This window comes from Actinomadura soli (genome assembly GCF_005889715.1).
GTDB classification, from domain to species: Bacteria; Actinomycetota; Actinomycetes; order Streptosporangiales; family Streptosporangiaceae; genus Spirillospora; species Spirillospora soli.
The window spans coordinates 1-17648 of record NZ_VCKW01000107.1 but is presented as its reverse complement, the minus strand read 5'-3'; the positions used below and the strand labels follow the sequence as shown (position 1 = coordinate 17648).

At 70.7% G+C, this 17648-nt stretch carries 18 protein-coding genes; 9 read left to right on the top strand and 9 right to left on the bottom strand.

The window, feature by feature from the left end:
- Window positions 1-23 precede the first annotated feature (23 nt).
- Together ETD83_RS21135 and ETD83_RS21130 are read left to right on the top strand one after the other, a co-directional pair.
- Window positions 24-2339 (top strand): helix-turn-helix transcriptional regulator, encoded by a 2316-nt coding sequence (locus ETD83_RS21135; protein ID WP_230421055.1) that lies wholly within the window; start codon window positions 24-26, stop codon window positions 2337-2339.
- 118 nt (window positions 2340-2457) lie between these two features.
- Entirely contained in the window at window positions 2458-3789 is a 1332-nt protein-coding gene (locus ETD83_RS21130; RefSeq protein ID WP_138646869.1) for a BBE domain-containing protein, read from the top strand.
- Between the two features lie 4 nt (window positions 3790-3793).
- Here the strand turns inward: ETD83_RS21130 and ETD83_RS21125 are convergent, their stop codons facing one another.
- From ETD83_RS21125 to ETD83_RS21115, 3 genes are all read right to left on the bottom strand, one after another.
- The gene (locus ETD83_RS21125; protein WP_138646868.1) at window positions 3794-3985 is read right to left on the bottom strand and encodes a hypothetical protein; all 192 of its coding nucleotides are present in this window, start codon (window positions 3983-3985) and stop codon (window positions 3794-3796) included.
- Window positions 3986-4116: 131 nt separating this feature from the next.
- Complete coding sequence (locus tag ETD83_RS21120) at window positions 4117-4629, bottom strand: GNAT family N-acetyltransferase (protein ID WP_205717794.1); 513 nt, start codon at window positions 4627-4629, stop codon at window positions 4117-4119.
- Between the two features lie 100 nt (window positions 4630-4729).
- On the bottom strand, window positions 4730-5194 hold the full coding sequence (locus ETD83_RS21115) for a MarR family winged helix-turn-helix transcriptional regulator (protein ID WP_171064354.1): 465 nt from the start codon (window positions 5192-5194) through the stop codon (window positions 4730-4732).
- Window positions 5195-5319: 125 nt separating this feature from the next.
- Between ETD83_RS21115 and ETD83_RS21110 the strand changes: the two genes are divergently transcribed.
- Window positions 5320-5796 (top strand): GNAT family N-acetyltransferase, encoded by a 477-nt coding sequence (locus ETD83_RS21110; protein WP_138646866.1) that lies wholly within the window; start codon window positions 5320-5322, stop codon window positions 5794-5796.
- Here the strand turns inward: ETD83_RS21110 and ETD83_RS21105 are convergent.
- Both ETD83_RS21105 and ETD83_RS21100 read right to left on the bottom strand, forming a co-directional pair.
- Window positions 5793-6581 (bottom strand): SDR family NAD(P)-dependent oxidoreductase, encoded by a 789-nt coding sequence (locus ETD83_RS21105; RefSeq protein WP_138646865.1) that lies wholly within the window; start codon window positions 6579-6581, stop codon window positions 5793-5795. The genes ETD83_RS21110 and ETD83_RS21105 overlap by 4 nt on opposite strands.
- 38 nt (window positions 6582-6619) lie before the next feature.
- Window positions 6620-7396: an alpha/beta fold hydrolase gene (locus ETD83_RS21100; protein WP_138646864.1), complete on the bottom strand. Its 777-nt coding sequence runs from the start codon at window positions 7394-7396 to the stop codon at window positions 6620-6622.
- A gap of 103 nt (window positions 7397-7499) precedes the next feature.
- Here ETD83_RS21100 and ETD83_RS21095 point away from each other — a divergent pair, with 103 nt between their 5' ends.
- Entirely contained in the window at window positions 7500-8354 is an 855-nt protein-coding gene (locus tag ETD83_RS21095; RefSeq protein ID WP_138646863.1) for a helix-turn-helix transcriptional regulator, read from the top strand.
- 8 nt (window positions 8355-8362) lie between these two features.
- On the opposite strand, the gene ETD83_RS21090 is transcribed toward ETD83_RS21095, so the two are convergent.
- The 3 genes from ETD83_RS21090 to ETD83_RS21080 form a co-directional block, all read right to left on the bottom strand.
- Window positions 8363-9508: a methyltransferase gene (locus tag ETD83_RS21090; RefSeq protein ID WP_138646862.1), complete on the bottom strand. Its 1146-nt coding sequence runs from the start codon at window positions 9506-9508 to the stop codon at window positions 8363-8365.
- A 4-nt stretch (window positions 9509-9512) separates the two neighbouring features.
- Window positions 9513-10442, bottom strand: coding sequence for a helix-turn-helix domain-containing protein (locus ETD83_RS21085; protein ID WP_138646861.1), 930 nt, complete (start codon window positions 10440-10442; stop codon window positions 9513-9515).
- 74 nt (window positions 10443-10516) lie between these two features.
- Window positions 10517-11173 carry a DUF4097 family beta strand repeat-containing protein gene (locus ETD83_RS21080; RefSeq protein WP_138646860.1) on the bottom strand — a complete coding sequence of 219 codons (657 nt, stop codon included), beginning with the start codon at window positions 11171-11173 and terminating at the stop codon, window positions 10517-10519.
- Window positions 11174-11429: 256 nt separating this feature from the next.
- On the opposite strand from ETD83_RS21080, the gene ETD83_RS21075 reads away from it, so the two are divergent.
- Both ETD83_RS21075 and ETD83_RS21070 read left to right on the top strand, forming a co-directional pair.
- Entirely contained in the window at window positions 11430-12827 is a 1398-nt protein-coding gene (locus ETD83_RS21075; RefSeq protein WP_138646859.1) for an MFS transporter, read from the top strand.
- 2 nt (window positions 12828-12829) lie between these two features.
- Window positions 12830-13597: an SDR family NAD(P)-dependent oxidoreductase gene (locus tag ETD83_RS21070; RefSeq protein WP_171064353.1), complete on the top strand. Its 768-nt coding sequence runs from the start codon at window positions 12830-12832 to the stop codon at window positions 13595-13597.
- A gap of 6 nt (window positions 13598-13603) precedes the next feature.
- Here ETD83_RS21070 and ETD83_RS21065 read toward each other — a convergent pair whose 3' ends face one another.
- A complete protein-coding gene (locus ETD83_RS21065) occupies window positions 13604-13966 on the bottom strand; it encodes a nuclear transport factor 2 family protein (protein ID WP_138646857.1) in 363 nt (120 codons plus the stop codon).
- Window positions 13967-14148: 182 nt separating this feature from the next.
- Between ETD83_RS21065 and ETD83_RS21060 the strand changes: the two genes are divergently transcribed.
- The 3 genes from ETD83_RS21060 to dnaN all read left to right on the top strand — a co-directional run bounded on the left by ETD83_RS21060 (window position 14149) and on the right by dnaN (window position 17409).
- The gene (locus ETD83_RS21060; protein WP_138646856.1) at window positions 14149-15621 is read left to right on the top strand and encodes an AlkA N-terminal domain-containing protein; all 1473 of its coding nucleotides are present in this window, start codon (window positions 14149-14151) and stop codon (window positions 15619-15621) included.
- A gap of 18 nt (window positions 15622-15639) precedes the next feature.
- Window positions 15640-16149 (top strand): methylated-DNA--[protein]-cysteine S-methyltransferase, encoded by a 510-nt coding sequence (locus ETD83_RS21055; RefSeq protein ID WP_138646855.1) that lies wholly within the window; start codon window positions 15640-15642, stop codon window positions 16147-16149.
- A 78-nt stretch (window positions 16150-16227) separates the two neighbouring features.
- Window positions 16228-17409 carry a DNA polymerase III subunit beta gene (gene dnaN / locus ETD83_RS21050; RefSeq protein WP_138646854.1) on the top strand — a complete coding sequence of 394 codons (1182 nt, stop codon included), beginning with the start codon at window positions 16228-16230 and terminating at the stop codon, window positions 17407-17409.
- The last annotated feature ends 239 nt before the right edge of the window (window positions 17410-17648 follow it).

Below are 17648 nucleotides of genomic sequence, written 5' to 3'. Positions count from 1 at the left end.
TAGGAGGCGAAGCCGAGGTGGCCGTGACGGAGCTTGCGCTGGTGCGTGGAACCGGCAATCTTCCCGCGGAGGTGAGCAGGTTCGTCGGCCGGCGGCGTGAGCTGGTCGACGTCAAGCGGGCGCTGGAGCGATCGCGCATCGTCACGCTGTGCGGAGTGGGCGGTGTCGGCAAGACCCGGCTGGCGGTGCGCGTCGCGGACGAGGCGCGGGACGCCTTCCCCGACGGCGTCTGGCTGGTGGAGTTGTCGGGGCTGCGCGAGCCTGGGCTGCTGGCCCGTAACGTCGCGGACGCACTCCGGTTGCCCGACCACGCGTCGGGGGACCCGGCCGACCGGCTGGCCGAGCAACTTGCCGACCAGCGGATGCTTCTCGTCCTGGACACCTGCGAGCACGTGGTCGACTCCTGCGCCATGCTGGCCGAGGTCCTGCTGCGGGCCGCCCCCGGACTGCGGATCCTGGCGACCAGCCGCGAGCCCCTGGAACTGATGGGCGAGCACATCGTCCTGGTCGCTCCGATGGAGTCACCCGGCGAGGACGCGCCGATCACCGGCTGCGAGTCGGTGACGCTGTTCCTCGAACGGGCGGAGGCGATGGCGCCCGGATTCCGGCTCACCGAGGCCAACCAGCAGGTCGTCGCCACGCTGTGCCGCCGGCTTGAGGGCATTCCCCTGGCCATCGAATTGGCGGTGGTGCGGCTGCGCCACCTGTCCATCGAACAGCTCGCCACCCGCCTGGACGATCGGTTCCGGCTGCTGGGCACCACCCGTCCGGGACGCGGAAGGCATCACACGCTGCGGTCGGCCGTGGAGTGGAGTCACGAGCTGTGCACGGAGCCGGAGCGCCTGCTGTGGGCCCGGCTGGCGGCCTTCCCCGCCACCTTCGACCTCGCCGAGGCCGAGCAGGTGTGCGCCGATGCGGAGCTGCCCGCCGACGAGGTGGTCACCGTGCTCGGCCGGTTGGTGGAGAAATCAATCGTGATCTGCGAACAGGACGGTGTCCGCTACCGGATGCTCGACACGATTCGCGAATACGGCTTCGAGCGCCTGGCGGACTCGGACGTGCGCCTCCGGCTGGCGGGACGGCACCGCGACCACTACCTCGCGCTGGCCGAACGCGCCGCGTCCGAGATGCTCAGTCCGCGCCAGCTCGACTGGGTGACCAGGCTCCGCACCGAGAACGCCAATCTGCGGGTGGCCTTGGGGCACGCGCTGAGCGCGCCCGGCGAGGAGGTGCTCGCCAGGCGGCTGGTGATCGCGCTCCAGCCCTACTGGCTCGCGACGGGTTCGTTCGGCGAGGGACTGAGCTGGCATCGGCGGGCGCTGAACCTGTCGCTGGAACCGGATCTCGATCACGGCCGGGTCCTGACGGGCGCGGGTTTGATGGCCGGACTGCTCGGGGAGGTGGACGTGGCCCGGCCGATGTCCACCTCCCTCTCGTCCCTGGCCGAGAAGCTGGACGATCCCGGTTTGGCCGGGCAGGCACTGGAGGTCCGGGCGGTCGTCGAGGGCCAGGCCGGTGACCTGCGGGCGGCCGTGGCGTCCTCCATGGACAGCCGGCAGCGCTTCGCCGAGGCCGACCGGCCCGACCTGTTCTCGCTGTTCGGCTACGCGGTGTGGGCCTGGGCCCTGTGCTTCGACGGCCGTGCAGAGGAGGCGCTGGCCCTCGCCGAGGACGGGCTGAGTGAGAGTCAGGCGTGCGGTGAGCAGTTCGTCAGGTCCTACCTGCTGAGCGTCCGCGGGCAAGCGCGCAGGATGAGCGGGGACCCGGCGGGCGGCCTCGACGATCTTTCCGAGTGCTTGCGGATCAAGGAGAGGTTGAACGACCTCTTCGGCTTCGCGATGGCGCTGGACGTGGTCACCGCCTGCCTCGCCGACCTCGGTGAGAACGAGCGGGCGGCGGTGCTGCTCGGCGGCCGGGCACGACGCTGGCGGGGGCACCACGCACCGGGCGGGGCACGGGTGTTCACCCGGAATTTCGTGAAGCTCATCCACGCCAGGCTCCAGGAGGAAGTGCCGGAAGCGGCGTTGCAGTCCGCGATGCGCCGCGGCGCCGCCATGTCGCTCACCGAGACGATCGCGTTCGCCCGGGGCGAGCCTGCCGACCCGGGCACACCGCAACCCGAGCCACCGGCCAAGCGGCTCGACGCGTTGACCCCACGAGAGCAGGAGGTCGCCGCGCTGCTCGCCGACGGCCTGACCAACCGGGAGATCGCCGAACGGCTGGTCATCTCCAAGCGCACCGTGGACTCGCATATCGAGCACATCCTGACCAAGCTCAGCTTCACCTCCCGCACCCAGATCGCCGTCTGGATCAGCTCGCCGCCCACGCCCCCCACCTGATCAAGGTCGCGCCGCCGGGTCGATCGGGGTGTAGCTCTACCCCGGTTGTGGTGTTCGGCCTACTGCCCGTCGCCGTGCGCGCTTCTAGTTTCGGGATCATCCGAACTTGGGAGCGCGCATGGTGGAGCAGAGCAGAAGGAACGTGTTGCGGGGCGGCCTGGTGGTGACGGCGGCTGGCCTCGCCGTCCCCATCACCGGAGCGGGCCCGGCAGCGGCGGCCGTCTACTACGACCCACGCCGCCGCGCCTTCGCCGTCGAGGCCGGGTCGTCGCTGGGGGAAGCGTACCGCAGGCTCTACCTGGGGTGGGGTGTGACAGTCCCAGCGGGGTGGTGCCCCACGGTCGGGGCAGGCGGGCACGTCCTGGGCGGCGGTTTCGGGCCGCTGTCACGGATGATGGGCCTGGCCGTCGACCACCTCTACGCCGTCGAAGTGGTCGTGGTGGACGGACGCGGCCGTGCCCGCAGCGTCATCGCCACCAGGGAACGGACGGACCCGAACCGCGACCTGTGGTGGGCCCACACCGGCGGCGGCGGAGGCAGCTTCGGCATCGTCACCCGCTACTGGTTCCGGACGCCGGGCGCACGCGGCGACGATCCGTCCCGCCTCCTGCCCGCGCCGCCGCCGACCATGCTGAGCTTCACGATCACGTGGGATTGGCGGGACTTCACGCAGGACGCGTTCGCCCGGCTCGTCCGCAACCACGGCCGGTGGGTGGAGCGCAACAGCTCCCCCGGCTCCCCGGCGGCAAGGCTGTACAGCGAGATCCAGCTCAACCGCCGTCCGATCGGGCAGCTCGGCATGATCGGACAGGTGGCGGCCCCGCCCGGCACCGCCCAGCGGCTGCTGGACGAGCACCTCGCCGCGATCAACGAGGGTGTGCCGGCGACCCCGTCCCGCCAGGTGAAGACGCAGCCGTGGCTGGCCGCCGCGCTTGCGGGCTCGCCCGGCGACCCCGGCCCCGCGTACCGGCTGAAGGTGAAGTCGGGATATCTGCGCCGCCGCCTGACCGACCGGCAGATCGACGTCCTGCACCATCATCTGACCAGGTCGGACTACGACCACCCGGGCGGCACCCTGAGCCTCTACACCTTCGGCGGCAAGGTCAACACGGCCGCCCCGGACGCGACGGCCGCGCCGCACCGCGACACGATCATGAAGCTGTTCTTCGTCAACGGCTGGGAGGACCCGAAGGACGACGCCAAGCACATCACCTGGCTGCGCGAGCTGTACCGCGACCTTTTCGCCGACACGGGCGGCGTCCCCGCACCCGGCGACGGCGCGTTCATCAATTACCCGGACAACGACCTCGCCGACCCGGCATGGAACCACGGCGCGCCCTGGCACACGCTGTATTTCCGGGACAACTATCCGCGTCTTCAGCAGATCAAGGCGAAGTACGATCCGCGCAACGTCTTCCACCACGCCCTCTCGGTGCGCGCGGAACGGTAACCGTTCAGGCGACCTTCGTGTAGATGAGGTCGAAGTCGTGTTCCCAGGTCTCGTTGTCGAGCGACTTCGCCCAGCTGGCCTGAATGGTGCGGCCGTCGTCGCCGAACTTCCCGGAGAACCGCTGGTCGAAGCCCGGCGCGTCCCGCCACATTTTCCAGAGGCCGCCCTCGAACGTCATCTGGTAGACGCGCGACACGCCACGCGAGTCGTAGTAAAGGACGGTATGGACATCGGAGGAGTCGTCCCGGCCGACGAGTTGCGTAGCGGACGGGAAGGGCGAACGAGCATTGGGAAAGGGAGATCGACCGCTTTCCTCCCGGGTAGGGGTCAGCGGGCGGGGCGTTCGTAGAGCAGTTCGCGGCCGTCTTCCTCGTCCCATTGCTCGCCGACTTCAATGAAGCCGTGGCCTGCGATCGTGGCGAGGGACGCGGCGTTGCCGGGGCTGATCGACGCGCGGACCGTCGTGACGGACGGTTCGGACGCGGCCCGGTCGAGCAGGGCGGCGAGCATCGCCTTCGCGTAGCCGCGGCGGCGGTGGGCCGGATCGACGGAGTAGGCGATCTCGACGGTTCCGCTGGAGTTCGGCGCGCCGTGGAAGCCCGCGTGGCCGACGACGACGCCCTCCGGTTCCGTGACGACGGCGCGGACGATCCAGCGCGCGTGCTCCGGTTCGCGGGCGAGCTGGCCCAGCCGGAATCGCCAGAGGAATTTCGCCTCGTCGGTGATGAAGTAGTCGGTGAGCGGGATTCCGGCGGCGGCGCTCGCGCCTGCCAGGTCATCGTCGAGCAGCGCTTTCATGGCGGATCGGGGCAGTTCGACGAGGCGGATGGCAGGTGGCATGGGCGGCTCCTCGGGTCGGGCCGCCCAGCTTATGTTGGGCGTTCCAACGGTGAGAAATGGATTTGGCGGCGGTGGTTCTTCGCGTGGTCGACCAGCCGGGTCAGCGTGGTGATGAGCAGCGCAGGCGGTCGGCGTGGCGGGTCTGGTTGTCCAGCGCGCGTTGCAGGAACGTCTCGATGACTTCGAATTCGGCGATTGTGAAGCTGTGCAGCTCGGTCAGGGCGTCGGTCACGATCGGTCCCCAGATCTCCTGGCTGAGCTGGTCGGCCTTGTCCGTCAGGTGGACCAGGACGCGCCGCCGGTCCGCCTCGTCGCGGACTCGCCGGGCCAGACCGGCCCGCTCCAACCGGTCGATGGCGGTGGTGGCCGCGCCCCCGGTCAGCCCGGCGGCGGCCGCCAGCTCGCTCGCGGTGAGCGGGCCCCGGGCGGTCAGCCGGCTCAGGCAGCGCAGGTCGGTGCGGTTGACGCGCAAGCGCCTGGCCGCCAGCTCGTCGATCAGGTCGGTGGCGTCCTGGAGCTCCTGGACCGCCCTGGCGATGGCACCGGCCCTCAGTTCCTTTGACAATCTAATCCTTAGAAAGTTAAATCAACTGGGTCGTCGAGTCTAACCCCGAGGGGGCGGTCGTGCCAGAACACCCGTTGCACCTGCGTCAGGCGACGGAGAGCGATGTTCCAGCTCTGCTGTCGCTGATGGACTCCGTCCTGAAGTGGCTGGTGGCCCAAGGTCGGCCCGAGCAGTGGGGAACGGTGCCGTTCTCGCAGCAGCCGGGATTCCCCGACAGGGTCGCCGACTGGACGTCTCAAGGCGTCATCACCATCGCCGAAAGGGGTGGCGCCTGCGTCGGGCTCATGGCCGCGGCGCCTGGTGCTTCGCCGCGCGTCCCCGCCGGGGTGGTCCCCGAAGGCTCGATGTTCATCCACACCGTGATGACCGACCGTGGCCCGGACGGGCGCGGCGTGGGCTCGGTCCTGCTGGCCCACGCCGAGCACCTCGCCAGAACCCTTGGTGCGCCTGCCCTGGCCCTGGATCACTGGGCGGGGAGCCCCGAACTCGGACGTATCTACGACGAACACGGCTACGTGCAGGTCGCCGAATACACGGACGAGCAAGGTGGGAAGGCTGTCCGCAATCTTGTGCGCGTTCGGCGTCTCGGCCCCCTGGCCTAGGGGGAGGTGAGTTCTTCGGAGAGGGTGCGGAGGTGGGCGCGGGCTTCGGCGTCGTATGCCTGGGCGTTCGCGCGGGCTTCCTTGAGGCCGTTGAAGAAGCGTCCTGAAACGTCGTCCAGGGCGGGGTCTGTGATTAGGCGGTGCGTCGCGCGCACTCCCTCTTCGAGCGTGCTTATCGGGGAGGAGACCATCTTCGTCGGCATGTAGGTGGCCGGGTGCAGGGCGTTCGCGGACACGCCCGTCCCGGCCAATTCGGCGGCGAGGTCGATGGTGAACAGGATCTGCGCGAGCTTGCTCTGGCAGTACGCCCGCGTCCCGCTGTAGCCGCGGGTGATCATGACGTCGTCGAAGTCGATGGCGCGCTGGCCGAGGCTGCTGACGTTGACGATCCGCGCCGGAGCCGACGCGATGAGGGTGGGCAGGAGGAGCCGGGTGAGCAGGTATCCGGACAGGTAGTTCACCTGGAATGTCAGCTCGTGCCCGTCCGCGCTTTCCCGGCGCGGGCCTTCGTTGCCGATTCCGGCGTTGTTGACCAGCACGTCCAGGCGGGGATGGTCGGCGCGTACGGCCTCGGCCAGCGCGCGGGTCTCGGCCAGCGACGACAGGTCGGCGCGGTACCAGGACGCGCGGCCGCCGATCTCCCGCAGGGTCGCCTTACCGCGCTGGTCGTCCCGTCCATGGACGAGGACCGTCGCGCCTTCTGCGGCGAGTTCGGCGGCCAGCGCGCGGCCCAGTCCGTCTGTCGCACCGGTGATGAGGATGGTCTGCTGATCGATGGAGCGCATGCACTCCATAGTCCGCTATGGCCGGGGCGTGAGTCCCGCTATGGCCGGTCGAGGAAGTCCCGGACGAGTTTCGCGAATTCGTCGGGCCGTTCCATCATCGTCACGTGGCCGGTGTCGAGTTCGGCGTACTCGGCGCCTGGGATGGCGCGGGCGAATTCGCGGTGGTTCTCGACGGGCACTGTCTGGTCCCGGGTGCAGCCGATGACGAGCGTGGGCGCCTCGACGCGCGGGAGCAGTTCGCGGACGTCGAGACGCTGGACGAGATCCAGCTGGCGCAGGCGGGCGTCCGTGGGTTGCATGAAGGCGCGCATCTGCTCGGCGCCCTCGTGGCCGATCGCGTTGAGGAACGGGGGGCTGAAGGAGGTCAGCGTGCCGAGGCGTCCGAAGGCGTCGGGGTCGCCGGCCAGGCCCAGCCAGGTGCTGATCAGCTGCCAGACGTACTCGTCGCCCGTGTGGCTGATCCCCGCGACAGGGATCAGGCGGCGGACGAGGTCCGGACGCAGCGCGGCGGCCGCGGCGGCCGTGGGTGCGCCGAGCGAGAAGCCGACGAGGTCGGCGGGTCCGGCCCCGGCGTCCTCGATCACGGCGTTGACCTGGGCGGCGAGGGCCTCGATGGTCAGCGGCGAGCCGTCGTCCTCGGCGGGGTCGGAGCCGGCGAGGTCGGGCAGGATCACGGTGTGGTCGGCGGAGAGGGCGGCGGACCAGCCGTCCCACATGGCCGAGCCGGGGCCCACGCCGTGGACCAGGACGACGGCGGGCCCGGAGCCCTCCGTGCGGTAGCTGATACGGGCATTTCCAACGGTCAGGTTCGTCATGCCCTCAACGCTGCCCGCGCGGGACGGCGATGAGGAGCGGACCGCTTTGGCTAGGACAAGCGATCCCAGGCTGCGGTTCCGGAAATGACGGAGCATGGAAGGTATGGACATGGACCGCCGCGAACTCGCCGACTTCCTCCGCCGTTCCCGGGAGCGGCTGCGCCCGCAGGAGGTCGGCCTGGCGGCCGGGCCGAGGCGCCGCACGCCGGGGCTGCGCCGCGAGGAGGTGTCGCAGCTCGCGGGCATGTCCGCCGACTACTACATGCGGCTTGAGCAGGCGCGGAGCCCGCAGCCTTCGACCCAGATGCTCGGCGCGCTGGCCCGCGCGCTCCGGCTGACGGAGGACGAACGCGATCATCTGTACGTCCTGGCCGGGCACCGTCCGCCCGCGGGGCCGTTCGCGGGCGAGCACGTCCGGCCGGGGCTGCTGTACCTGCTCGACCGGCTGCATGAGACGCCCGCGCAGATCGTCGGGGACCTCGGGGACGTCCTGGCGCAGAACGTCCTGGCCGAAACGCTTTTCGGCTGCGTGTGCACGGTGGAGCCGGGCGACCGGAACATAGTGTGGCGCTGGTTCACGGACCCGTTCGTCCGGGAGGCGTACCCGCCGGACGAGCACGACCACTACAGCCGCCTGCACGTCGCAGACCTGCGCGCCAGCGTGGCCAGGCGCGGCAATGACGCTGTTGCGTCCGCGCTTGTCCGGCGCCTACACAACGCCAGCGACGAGTTCGCGGCGCTCTGGAAGCGGCACGAGGTGGCCGTGCGCCGCACCAGCCGCATGAGGGTCCTGCACCCGGAGGTCGGGGCGATCGAGTTCGACGCGGAGACCCTGCTCACCCCGGCCGAAGACCAGCGGTTGGTCGTCTTCACGCCGCCCCCTGGCAGCCCCACCATCGAGGCCCTCGAACTCCTGCAGGTCATAGGGCCTGAGAGCGCCCACCGCAGCCACGTCTGAGGTCGACCTCAGGGGCCTGCCTGGGCCTGCCTCAAGCGCCAGAGGGTGGTCGTCTCGGCGGCGCGGGCGGCGTGGAGAGGGTCGTCGGGGTCGGCGGCGCGCGGGTGCGTCGGTTTGGTGTCGAGCCGTCCGGCGACGTGCAGGCCGGACGATTCGATCAGCGCGAGCAGGTCGTCGCGGGTGCGGAGCCCGAGGAGTTCGGCCAGGTCGGAGAGGATCAGCCAGCCTTCGCCGTCCGGTTCCAGATGGGCGGCGAGGCCGTCGAGGAAGCCGTGAAGCATCCGGCCGCCAGGGTCGTAGACGGCGTGTTCTAGGGGCGAGCTGGGTTTCGCCGGTAGCCACGGCGGATTGCACACGATGAGCCCGGCACGTCCTTCTGGGAAAAGGTCGGCTTGGACGACCTCGACCTGCTTCGCCACGTCCAGGCGGTTGACGTTCTCTTGGGCGCAGGCAAGCGCGCGCGGGTCGTGGTCTGTGGCGACGACCCGTTCCATACCTCGGCGGGCTAGGACGGCCGCGAGGACGCCTGTGCCCGTCCCGATGTCGAAGGCTCTCGTGGTGGGTGGGAGTGGTGCCTCGGCGACCAGGTCTACGTACTCTCCCCTGACCGGCGAGAACACTCCGTAGTGCGGATGTATCCGGTCGTTGCCCAGCGCGGGAACCGGGACGCCCTTGTCACGCCATTCGTGGGCGCCGATGAGTCCGAGCAGTTCGCGCAGGGACGTCACGTATGGCTGGTCGTCCGGCCCGTATACCTGCGTGCACGCGTCCTGGACGTCGGGGGCGCGGCGTAGCGGAATCACGTGTCCAGGACCGAACGGTATGAGCAGCATGGCGAGCGTCCGCGCGCGCTGGGCACGTGCCTGGCGGTAGAGGTGGAATGCCTGTACCTGGGACGGTTCCGCCTTGCGTTTGCGGCGTCGTGTCGTCGGGGGACGGTCTATGCGGCGTGCCATCGCGTTGAGGAGCTGCCGCGCGTTCTGGAAGTCGCCGCGCCACAGCAGCGCGGTGCCCTCGCAGGCCAGCCGGTAGGCGTCGTCCGCCCGGGTCTGGTCGTCGGCGATGGTCACGCGGCGGGGCGGTGGGGCGCCGCTCTCCGACCGCCAGCGGACGCGCTGGTCCCGGCCGTCCTCCCGCCAGGAGATCTCGTCCACGGGCTCACGGTATCTCTGGGGGCGCGGCACCAGCGCCCGCGAGGCCCTCGCCCGCGCCCGCGAGGCCCTCGCCCGCGGCTGTGAGGTCGGCGCTGGAGAGGTGGGTTGAGGTCTCCGCGAGTTTCCGCAGCGCCTGCTCCGACGCCGAGCCCGGTTCCGCCGCGTACAGCATGAGCCGGCTGAGGTCGGGGTCGCCGGGCAGGTGCAGGGTCTCGAACGGCAGGACGAGCCGTCCGACCTGCGGATGGTCGATGCGGGCCTCGCCGTGCGTCAGGTCCGTCACGTGGTGCGCCGACCACAGGTCCGCGAACTCGGGGCTCCGGTCGCGGAGGGAGCCGATGAGGGCGCGCAGGCGCGGGTCGTCCGGGTCCTGGCCGGAGCGGAACCGCAGGTAGGCGACGTTGCGGCGGGCGACGTCCGGCCAGTTGCCGCCGAGCCGCGCCTTGTAGTCGTCGTTCAGGTGGATCTGGTGCGACCAGGTCCGCTCGCCGGGCGGGACGGCGGCCAGGTCGACGAACACGGCGGCGGTGAGCCGGTTCCAGGCGACCACGTTCGTGTGGTGGCCGACGATGTAGGCGGGCGCGTGGGTGATCGAGTCGAGCAGGTGCTGGAGCGGAGCGCGCAGGCGGGGCGGCCCGGCGACGGGCGTCCGGCGCGGGGGATGCGCGAGGCGGTGCAGGTGGACGCGCTCGTCGGTGTCCAGCCGCAGCGCCCGCGCGATCGCGTCCAGGACCTCGGTGGAAACCCCGTCGGCCGTGCCCTGTTCGAGCCGGATGTAGTAGGCGACGCTGACGCCCGCGAGCTGCGCCAGCTCCTCACGCCGCAGGCCGGGCACGCGCCGCCGCGTCCCGTACGAGGGGACGCCCGCGTCCTCGGGCCGCAGCCGCGCCCGCCGCGACTTGAGGAACTCGCCCAGCTCAGGGTTCCGCGCCATGCCGCCGAGGCTACGCGCCACGCCGCAGTGGCCGTCCGCTGGGCCGCGGGTGGCCGTCCGCTACGGCGCCGTGGCTATGCGGCGGGCCTGACGTTGATGTCGCCGTTGTCGGTGGTCAGGTCGAGGCGGTGCGGGGCGGACGCGTCGTCGGGGATCCCGATCGTCCGGTCGCCGTTGTCGGTGCGCGCGGACACGCGGTAGCGGCCCGCCGGGACGGTCACGGTGACGCCGCCGTTCGACGTCACCGCACGGATGTTCTGCGGCTTCCCCAGAGTCAGGGTGATCTTCCCGTTGTCGGTCCGGGCGTCGATGCCGTCGCCCTTGAGGCCGCGCCCTTCGATCTTCCCGTTGTCCGTCTTCGCGTTGACGGAGCCCGCGACGTCGTCCAGGTGGATGGAGCCCGAATCGGTCGACACGTTCACCGCGCCCACCTTCGACAGCTTGATCGAGCCGCTGTCCGTGGCGCCGTCCACAGGGACGCGTCCCGGAAGGTCGATCGTGTAGCGCACGGAGCAGTTGTTGCCGCAGTCGCGGAGCTTCAGGATGCCGTTCTCGACGCGGTGCGTCTGGCGGGTCGGCTTGTCCCCGCGGTATTCGACCGTCCGGTGCAGGGACGCCTTTGACGCCCCGCCGCGCAATGTCACGCTGCCCGAATCGATGTTGTCGATCCGCACCGCCTTGATTTCGCCGTTGAGCGCGGCGTCGTCATCGAAGGTCGAAGCGAAGGCCATGCCGCACGCGCTCAGGGAGGTCGCGCCGACCGCGGCTAGGACGAGAACTGAAAGCTGGCGACGCACGGATGCCTCCCGTTGACCTTGGGCTGAACGCTGTCGAGCCTAGAAAGGCGCGGGTCGAACGGCCTTCACGCCAGGGAGCGAGGTTTGTTCTGGCTCCGGGTGCCTAGTGCCGGTCTCTAGCCTGCTACTGGCGGTGGTACGAAAGAGCGGTGGCTGGGTCGCCGTCCCTGGCGCGGCGATCGTCCACGGCATGACGGCACTCACCACCGCTGTGTCCGCTCCGTCCGAGCGGATGTCATCGCGGCACAAGCTGGGATTGACCCTTCTGCTGGGCGCGCAGTTCATGCTCGCCATCGATTTCTCCATCCTGAACGTGGCGCTGCCCGTTGTCGGCCGGGGTCTGGGCTTCGGCCTGGACGAGTTGCAGTGGATCGCGACCGCCTTCGCGCTTCCGGCCGCCGGTTTCACGCTTCTGTTCGGTCGCGTGGCCGATCTGTTCGGACGGCGCCGGATGCTGCTCGCAGGCATGGCTCTCCTGGCCGGAGGGTCGCTGGTGGGCGGGTTCGCTACGGGACCGGCGATGCTGCTGACCGGACGGGTCCTCCAGGGGCTCGCCACTGCGATCGCCACACCCGCCGCCCTGTCGCTGCTCACCACGTCCTTCCCGGAAGGCCCGCTGCGGACGCGGGCGCTCGGGCTGAGCGGCGCGCTGATGTCCGCCGGGTTCACCGTGGGCGCGATCCTCGGCGGGGTGCTCACCGACCTGCTGAGCTGGCGCTGGGCCTTCCTGATCAACGTGCCGGTCGCGGCGGTGATCCTCGCCGTGATCCCGGCCGTGGTCGCCGAGAGCCGGTCGCGGGACCGGGCGAAGCTGGACGTTCCCGGCGCCGTGACCGTGACGGGCGGCCTCCTCGCCCTGGTGTACGGGATCACGTCCGCGGGCGAGCACGGCTGGGGTTCGGCCCGGGCGCTCGGCACGCTCGCCGCCGCTTCCGTGCTGCTCGTGGCGTTCGTGCTGGTGGAGCGGCGTTCACCGGCTCCGCTCGCGCCGCTCGGCGTCCTGACGCGGCGGACGGTCACCTGGGGCAATGTGGGCGGCTTCGTGGCGTTCGCGACGGAGACGTCCCTGGTGTTCCTGATGACGCTCTACCTGCAGAAGGTGCTGGGCTTCTCGGCGCTGGCCACCGGTCTCGCGCTCGGCGTCCTCGGCGCCGGGACGTTCGCGGGCGGTGTCGCCGCGCCCCGGATCATGGGACGGCTCGGCGGCCGGACGACCCTCGTCGGCGGGCTCGTCCTGCAGGCGGCGGCGACGGTGGCGCTGCTCGGACTCGGGGAGTCGCGCGACGCGCTCCCGCTGCTGCTCGTCGCCACCGCCGTCGGGGGATTCGGGAACCTCGTCGCGATCGTCGCGTTCATGGGGACGGCGACGTCCGGGCTGCCGGACGGCGAGCAGGGCCTCGCGACCGGGCTCGCCACCATGACCCAGCAGGTCGCGATCACGCTCGGGATCCCCGTGATGAGCGCCGTGGCCACGGCGAACACCTCCGTCCTCGGCGGCGTGCACGCGGCGACGGCCGTGAACGTCGCGATCGTCCTCGCGGGGGCGGCCCTCGTCCGGACGTTCCTCCGCACTTCCGAAAGGGTTTGATCATGGATCTGGAACTCGGCGGCAAGGTCGTCATCGTCACCGGAGCGTCCGCCGGGATCGGCGCGGCGACCGCGCGACTCCTCGCGGACGAGGGCGCCCACGTCGTCGGCGTCTCCCGCAAGCCCCTAGGCGGCCCTGGCGGCGTCGCCGCCGACCTGACCGACCCTGCCGCCGCCCAGCGCGTCGTGGACATCGCGCTGGAGCGGCACGGGCGGCTGGACGGCCTGGTCAACAACGCCGGTGCCCTCGAATCCCGGATCGGGTTCCTCGACGTGACCGACGCCCAATGGCATGCCACGTTCGAGCTGAACTTCCATGCGGCCGTCCGGATGGCGCGGGCCGCGCTGCCCGCACTCATCGACCAGGGCGCAGGGAGCATGGTGCACGTGTCCAGCGAGGCCGGACGATTCCCCGATACGCCACTGGTCGACTATGCGGCGTCCAAGACGGCGTTGCTGTCGGTGTCGAAAACGCTGGCGGGGGAGTTCGGTCGCTGCGGTATCCGCTCCAACGTCGTCACACCCGGCCCTACGCGAACCCGTCTGTGGGACGAGCCAGGTGGGTTCGCCGACCAGCTCGCCGCTCAATTCGGTCTCCCGGTGGAGGAGGCCATAGAGCGATTCGTCCATGAGGAGCGTCGCCTCCCGGTCGGACGGCTCGGCACACCGCAGGACGTCGCGCGGGTCATCGTCTACCTGCTGTCCCCGCTGGCCGTACAGGTCACCGGCGCCGAATGGACGGTGGACGGCGGCGCCCTCCGCCAAATCTGAACCGTCCTAGGAGGGGACCTTGTCGAGGAACCCGTGGACGCGGTCGAAGCGGCCGTCGTCGGCGAAGACCGCCACATCGAAGCCGACGGCGACCGCCTCGCCGCCCTCGGGGCCCAGCTCCCAGGTGAAACGGGCCACGTTGTGGTGCGCGTCCACGGTGCCCGCAACGCGGAACACCAATCCGGGGAACTGCTGCTGCGCCGCGCCGACAAAGGCGTCGATCGCGTCGCGTCCTTCGGCGACGCCCAGCGGATCGACGTAGACAGGGCTGTCGGTCCACATCTCGTCGATCGCGGCGCGGCGCGCGGCCGGGTCGGTCTCGTTCCAGATCGCGATGTAGTCCGTGACCCGCTGCTGAACGTCGCTCATTTCATGACTCCCACCTGATCGACCGGGTCCGTCCCGGCGATGGCCACTACGCTGCCAAGCCAGGAGCCGGAGATCGATTACCTGGGACGTCATGCCCGGGCGCGCGGAGCGCCGGTGCCGCCGGACGATGATGTCGGATTTTCGCCAGTGAAATGTCCTGACCATCGGTGATGCTGGAGGGCATGCACGAGGACGCGGAAAGGTGTCTACGGGCCGTCCAGGCCAAGGACGCCCGATTCGACGGATGGTTCTTCATCGGGGTCGTGACCACCGGGATCTACTGCCGCCCGAGCTGCCCGGTCGTCGCCCCCAAGCCCGAGAACATGCGCTTCTACCCGAGCGCCGCCGCCGCGCAGCAGGCCGGATTCCGGGCCTGCAAGCGCTGCCGGCCTGACAGCTCCCCTGGCTCACCGGAATGGAACCACCGCGCGGACGTCGTCGCCCGCGCGATGCGGCTCATCGCCGATGGCGTGGTCGACCGTGAAGGCATTCCTGGTCTCGCACGGCGGCTCGGCTACAGCACGCGCCAGATCGAACGCCAGCTCAACGCCGAACTGGGCGCCGGCCCACTCGCCCTAGCGCGGGCCCAGCGCGCTCAGACGGCACGGCTCCTCATCGAAACGACACCCCTCCCGATGGGCGACGTCGCGTTCGCGGCCGGGTTCGCCAGTATCCGGGCCTTCAACGACACCGTCCGTGAGGTGTTCGCCCTAACGCCGACTGCTCTGCGCGACCGTGTCGCCAAGGGGCACCCACCCGCCGGTTCGGGCGCGCTGTCGCTGCGGCTGCCGTTCCGAGCGCCCCTCTGCCCGGACAACCTCTTCGGCCATCTCGCCGCCACCGCCGTCCCCGGCGTCGAGGAATGGCGGGACGGCGCGTACCGCCGCGCCATGCGGCTCCCCCACGGGCACGGCATCGCGACCCTGCGGCCCCAGCCCGACCACATCGCCTGCACGCTCACCCTCAGCGACCTGCGCGACCTCACCATCGCGATCAGCCGCTGCCGCTGGATGCTCGACCTCGACGCCGACCCCGTCGCCGTGGACGACCAGCTCCGCACCGACCCCGTCCTGGCCCCGCTCGTCGACAAGGCCCCAGGGCGGCGCGTCCCGCGAACCGTGGACGCCCCTGAATTCGCCGTCCGCGCCGTCCTGGGCCAGCAGGTCTCGACGGCCGCAGCCCGAACCCATGCAGGACGCCTCGTCACCGCCTACGGCGACCCCATAGACGACCCTGGCGGCGGACTGACCCACCTGTTCCCGACCCCGTCCGCGTTGGCGGAACTCGACCCGGAAGCCCTCGCGTTCCCGAAAACGCGCCGCACGACCCTCATGACCCTTGTCGACGCACTCGCAAGCGGCGAAATCGACCTAGGTGTGGGGAGCGACTGGGTTGAGGCCCGCGCGCGCTTGGCCGTCCTCCCGGGGTTCGGCCCATGGACCATTGAGTCGATCGCGATGCGCGCCCTCGGAGACCCGGACGCGTTCATCCCCAGCGACTTGGGAATTCGCGCCGCCGCCAAGACGCTCGGCCTTCCCTCAACGCCTGCGGCGCTTACGCGACGTGCCGCGCAGTGGCGACCCTGGCGTGCCTATGCCGTCCAATACCTGTGGGCTACAGGCGACCACGCCATCAACCTGCTTCCTGCATCCTGACCCTAGGAAGGAACCCATATGGAACCGACGCACGTCGTCCTGGACAGTCCCGTGGGCCCACTGACGTTGGTGGCCCTGGACGGGGGCCTGTCCGGCCTGTACATGGACTTGCAGCGGCATCGTCCGTCCGAGGAAACGTTCGGCGTGCCCGGCGACCTTGACAGCGAACCCTTCGCGACCGTCGCCGAACAGCTTTCCGCCTACTTCGCCGGTGACCTGACCGAGTTCGACCTGCCGCTCAACCTCCAGGGGACCGATTTCCAGAAGCGCGTATGGACGGCGCTCCAAGAGATCCCCTACGGCGAGACCACCACCTATGGGCAGCTCGCCGTCGAACTCGGCAAACCGTCGGCGTCCCGTGCCGTCGGCCTGGCCAACGGACGCAACCCGGTCAGCGTCATCGTCCCCTGCCACCGCGTCGTCGGCTCCACCGGCGACCTCACCGGCTACGGCGGCGGCCTCGACCGCAAGCGCTACCTCCTCGACTTCGAGCGCAAATCCAAGATCACCGAGGACGCCCTTTTCTGAAGTGTCGGTGGCCGGGGATACCGTGCGTGACACGGCCGGAAACCCGGCCCGTCCAGCAGTCGCGGAAAGGCAGGCGAAGTGGAGTTCCGAGTCGACCGGCAGACGCTCGCCGACGCCGTGGCCTGGGCGGCGCGGACGCTGCCGGCCCGCCCCGCGCTCCCCGTCCTCGCGGGCATGCTCATCGAGGTCACCGAGCAGGGCGAGCTCAGCCTCGCCGGGTTCGACTACGAGGTGTCCGCCCGCGCCAGGGAGGACGCCGACGTCGCGGAGCCCGGCCGCGTCCTCGTCCCGGGGCGGCTCCTGGCCGACATCGTCCGCAACCTCCCCCCGCACCCCGTGGAGATCCACACGAAGGGCTCGGAGGTCGTCGTGCGCTGCGGCCCCGCCGAGTTCGGCCTGCTGACGCTCCCCGTCGAGGACTACCCCACCCTCCCCGAACCGTCCGCCCGCGCCGGCACCGTCCCCGGCGACCTGTTCGCGACCGCCGTCGCCCAGGTCACCCCCGCCGCCGGACGCGACGACACACTCCCGATGCTCACCGGCGTCCGGATCGACATCGACGGCGACACGATGTGGCTCGCCTGCACCGACCGCTACCGCATCGCCGCCCGCGAGCTGACCTGGTCGCCCGCCGACCCCGGCTTCACCGCGGGCGTCGTCGTTCCCGCCCGCACCCTCGCCGACACCGCCAAGTCCATCAGGCGCGGCGCCGAGGTCGAGATCGACCTCGGCGGCGTCGCCGACACCCTCATCGGCGTGTCCGGCGGCGGCCGCAGCATGACCAGCCGCCTCCTGGACGACCAGTACATCAACTACCGCTCCCGGCTCACCGGCACCTGGTCGTCCGTCGCCGAGATCCGCGTCGCGCCGTTCGTCGAGACCATCAAGCGCGCCGCCCTCGTCACCGAGCGCGGCACACCCGTCCGGCTGGCGTTCACCGCCGACGAGGTCCGCGTCCGCGCCGCCACCGGCGACTCCGCCCGCGCCAACGAGAGCCTCGAAGTCCGGCTCACCGGCGACGACCTCGATATCGCCTTCGCCCCCCAGTACCTCCTCGACGGCCTCGCCGGGATCGACACCGAATACGCCCGCCTCGAATGCGCCGGCCCCACCAAGGCCGCACTCCTCACCGCCATCCCCGACAAGAAAGACTCGTCCGACGACAAGGAGGGGGAAGCCGCGAAGAACGACGGGAACGCCTCCGAACAGACCGACACCGGCTACCGCTACCTAGCCATGCCCGTCCGCCTAACCTCCTGACCAACACCCAGACGGACCAGCCCGGCCCGCCAGCCCAGGCCACCAGCCCGGCCACCGCTCCGGGCCACCGCTTCGGGCCACCGACGCTGAAGACTGGCCCTGTCACTGCCCCTGGCCCTGTCACCGATCCTGATCACTGGCCCCGTCAACCGCCCCCGGCGCTCGCCCCGCCCGGGGGGTCGGCCATCGGCCCGGTCATAGGGGTGCTGGACGGGTCCTGGCCCTGGGGCTGGGGCTGG

Coding starts and splice junctions, on each gene's coding strand:
- ETD83_RS21130 (WP_138646869.1), top strand. CDS start 2,458: ATGGTGGAGCAGAGCAGAAGGAACGTGTTGCGGGGCGGCCTGGTGGTG.
- ETD83_RS21120 (WP_205717794.1), bottom strand. CDS start 4,629: ATGCCACCTGCCATCCGCCTCGTCGAACTGCCCCGATCCGCCATGAAA.
- ETD83_RS21110 (WP_138646866.1), top strand. CDS start 5,320: ATGGACTCCGTCCTGAAGTGGCTGGTGGCCCAAGGTCGGCCCGAGCAG.
- ETD83_RS21105 (WP_138646865.1), bottom strand. CDS start 6,581: ATGCGCTCCATCGATCAGCAGACCATCCTCATCACCGGTGCGACAGAC.
- ETD83_RS21100 (WP_138646864.1), bottom strand. CDS start 7,396: ATGACGAACCTGACCGTTGGAAATGCCCGTATCAGCTACCGCACGGAG.
- ETD83_RS21095 (WP_138646863.1), top strand. CDS start 7,500: ATGGACATGGACCGCCGCGAACTCGCCGACTTCCTCCGCCGTTCCCGG.
- ETD83_RS21085 (WP_138646861.1), bottom strand. CDS start 10,442: ATGGCGCGGAACCCTGAGCTGGGCGAGTTCCTCAAGTCGCGGCGGGCG.
- ETD83_RS21080 (WP_138646860.1), bottom strand. CDS start 11,173: ATGGCCTTCGCTTCGACCTTCGATGACGACGCCGCGCTCAACGGCGAA.
- ETD83_RS21075 (WP_138646859.1), top strand. CDS start 11,430: ATGACGGCACTCACCACCGCTGTGTCCGCTCCGTCCGAGCGGATGTCA.
- ETD83_RS21070 (WP_171064353.1), top strand. CDS start 12,830: ATGGATCTGGAACTCGGCGGCAAGGTCGTCATCGTCACCGGAGCGTCC.
- ETD83_RS21065 (WP_138646857.1), bottom strand. CDS start 13,966: ATGAGCGACGTTCAGCAGCGGGTCACGGACTACATCGCGATCTGGAAC.
- ETD83_RS21060 (WP_138646856.1), top strand. CDS start 14,149: ATGCACGAGGACGCGGAAAGGTGTCTACGGGCCGTCCAGGCCAAGGAC.
- ETD83_RS21055 (WP_138646855.1), top strand. CDS start 15,640: ATGGAACCGACGCACGTCGTCCTGGACAGTCCCGTGGGCCCACTGACG.